Source organism: Glutamicibacter sp. AGC46 (assembly GCF_053543715.1).
Genome location: NZ_JBLVOJ010000013.1, coordinates 48707 through 51485 on the forward strand (window position 1 = coordinate 48707; position 2779 = coordinate 51485).

General features: G+C 60.5%; 3 protein-coding genes. All 3 read right to left on the bottom strand.

Annotated elements, in window-relative coordinates:
- Nucleotides 1–95 precede the first annotated feature (95 nt).
- Genes ACNPM8_RS10225 through ACNPM8_RS10235 form a run of 3 tightly spaced genes read right to left on the bottom strand, consistent with a single transcriptional unit; the run spans nucleotide 96 to nucleotide 2742 of the window.
- Nucleotides 96–365 carry a F0F1 ATP synthase subunit epsilon gene (locus ACNPM8_RS10225; protein ID WP_038990466.1) on the bottom strand — a complete coding sequence of 90 codons (270 nt, stop codon included), beginning with the start codon at nucleotides 363–365 and terminating at the stop codon, nucleotides 96–98.
- A 2-nt stretch (nucleotides 366–367) separates the two neighbouring features.
- Nucleotides 368–1813, bottom strand: a complete 1446-nt coding sequence (gene atpD, locus ACNPM8_RS10230) for a F0F1 ATP synthase subunit beta (RefSeq protein ID WP_133834459.1) — start codon at nucleotides 1811–1813, stop codon at nucleotides 368–370.
- A gap of 35 nt (nucleotides 1814–1848) precedes the next feature.
- Nucleotides 1849–2742: a F0F1 ATP synthase subunit gamma gene (locus tag ACNPM8_RS10235; RefSeq protein ID WP_133834460.1), complete on the bottom strand. Its 894-nt coding sequence runs from the start codon at nucleotides 2740–2742 to the stop codon at nucleotides 1849–1851.
- Nucleotides 2743–2779: the final 37 nt, after the last annotated feature.

The following is a 2779-nucleotide window of genomic DNA, read 5'->3' on the forward strand; positions in this document are numbered from 1 at the left end:
CCCCCCCACGGCCATGGCCCCGAAGAACATGGCGATGCCGATCAGGATCAGCAACGCGATCAGAACTGGTGCGGTTATCTCAAACAATTCATCGCCTACGCTGCGGTACCAAGCACAGCGTTGTCAGCAACGATCACTACGCGATCCGAATCAACAGAGAAGAAGCCTCCGTCGATCTGGACCGAGAAGCGGGACTCGGAAACCGGTTCGATTTCCAGGTCCCCAGCGGCAAGCACGGACAGCATCGGAACGTGACCGGGCAGAACACCGATCTCGCCGTCCACCGAACGAGCCTTGACCAGCTTCGCAGCGCCCGACCACACGAAGTGGTCAGCCGCGACGATTTCGACCTGAAGCTCAGCCATAATTAGCTGGCCTTCTGGATTTCGGCCCACTGGCGCTCGACGTCGTCAAGACCGCCGATGTTGAAGAACGCCTGCTCTGCAATGTGGTCCAATTCGCCATCGCAAATGGCCTTGAAGCCTTCGATGGTGTCCTTGATCGATACGGTCGAGCCCTCGACACCGGTGAACTGCTTTGCGGTGTAGGTGTTCTGCGAGAGGAACTGCTGGATACGGCGTGCACGGGCAACGACGATCTTGTCCTCTTCGCCCAGCTCGTCGATACCGAGGATCGCGATGATGTCCTGCAGTTCCTTGTTCTTCTGCAGAATGGCCTTCACGCGGATGGCTACATCGTAGTGATCCTGGCCAATGTACTGCGGATCCAGGATTCGCGAGGTCGAGGTCAGCGGGTCGATCGCCGGGTACAGGCCGCGCGACGCGATTTCACGCGACAGCTCGGTGGTTGCATCCAAGTGGGCGAAGGTTGCTGCTGGAGCCGGGTCGGTGTAGTCATCGGCCGGGACGTAGACAGCCTGCATCGAGGTGATCGAGCGGCCCTTCGTCGAGGTGATGCGTTCCTGCAGCAGACCCATTTCATCGGCCAAGTTCGGCTGGTAGCCCACGGCGGAAGGCATGCGGCCCAGCAGGGTCGACACCTCGGAACCGGCCTGGGTGAAGCGGAAGATGTTGTCGATGAACAGCAGCACGTCCTGGTTCTGGACATCGCGGAAGTATTCCGCCATGGTCAGAGCCGACAGTGCCACGCGCAAACGGGTTCCAGGTGGCTCATCCATCTGGCCGAACACCAGTGCGGTGTCCTTCAGGACGTTTGCCTCGTCCATTTCGACCCAGAGGTCGTTGCCTTCACGGGTGCGCTCGCCAACACCGGCGAATACCGAGGTACCACCGAAGTTACGTGCAACACGGGTGATCATTTCCTGGATCAGCACGGTCTTGCCAACGCCGGCGCCGCCGAACAGGCCGATCTTGCCGCCCTTGATGTACGGGGTCAGGAGGTCGATCGACTTGATGCCGGTTTCCAGCATTTCGGTCGAGCCCTCGAGCTCCGAGAACTTCGGAGGCTGGCGGTGGATTGGCCAACGCTCGGTGACCTGGATCTCCGAGTTGTCAACGTCCAGGGCGTCGCCCAGAACGTTGAAGATGTGGCCCTTGACGCCGTCGCCTACTGGGACGGAGATAGCAGCGCCGGTATCGGTCACCGAAGCACCGCGGACCAGGCCGTCGGTGGCCTGCAGCGATACTGCGCGGACCAGGCCCTCACCGAGGTGCTGGCTGGTCTCGAAGGTGATCTTCTTGGTTTCGCCGTTGAGGGTCAGCTCAGCGGTCAGTGCGTTGTAGATAGCAGGCAGTGCGTCGGCTGGGAACTCGACGTCCACGACCGGGCCAGTCACGCGCGCGATGCGACCGATGGCCCCTGCGGTAACCTGCTCGTTGAGTTGGGCAGTCATCTTTCTCACTTCTTGTCTGGTCGGAGTATCGGTAATTAGCTGTTCAGCGCGTCGGCGCCGGCGATAATTTCCGAAAGCTCCTGGGTGATTTCAGCCTGACGGGCATTGTTGAGCAATCGGGTGTACTTCTTGATCAGTTCACCAGCGTTGTCGCCTGCGGCCTTCATGGCGCGCTGGCGGGCAGCGAGCTCGGAAGCAGCGGACTGCAACTGGCAGTTGAACAGTCGAGAATCGATGTAGCGCGGAAGCAGTGCGTCAAGCACTTCTTCCGGCGATGGCTCAAACTCGTACAGTGGCAACAGCTCGTCGGTTGGAGTCTCGGATTCATCCTCGACAACCTCCAACGGCAACAGACGGATGACCGTCGGTTCCTGCGTGACCATCGACTTGAACTGGGTGTAGACGACGTGGATCTCGTCCACGCCACCCTGCTCGAAATCGGTGTCGAAGTCCTCCAGGAGGACATCGCGCAGCTCGCGTGCGGTTTCGAAACGCGGGGAATCAGTTTCCCCGGTCCACACTCGTGCGTACTCGCGTGAACGGAAATCAAAGTAAGCCTGGGCCTTGCGGCCGACCAAGTAGGTCTTGACTTCCTTGCCTTCTTCACGCAGGAGTTCCACGAGGTGCTCTGCCTGCTTCAGAACGCTGGCGGAGTAGGACCCGGCAAGTCCTCGGTCCGAAGTCATCACCAAGACCGCGGCGCGGCGTACCTGCGCCGGCTCGGTGGTCAGTGGATGCTCGACATCGGCCTGGGACGCGACGGCGGTTACTGCACGGGTAATCGCATTGGCATACGGCAGCGAGGCCGAGACACGCGTACGTGCCTTACCAATGCGGGATGCAGCGATCAGTTCCATCGCCTTGAAGATCTTGCGCATCGACTTGGTCGATCCGATCTTCTGGCGGTAGACCCGAATCTGGGCTCCCATGTGTGTCCTTTCCTTATCCCCTACCTCGGGAGGGCGG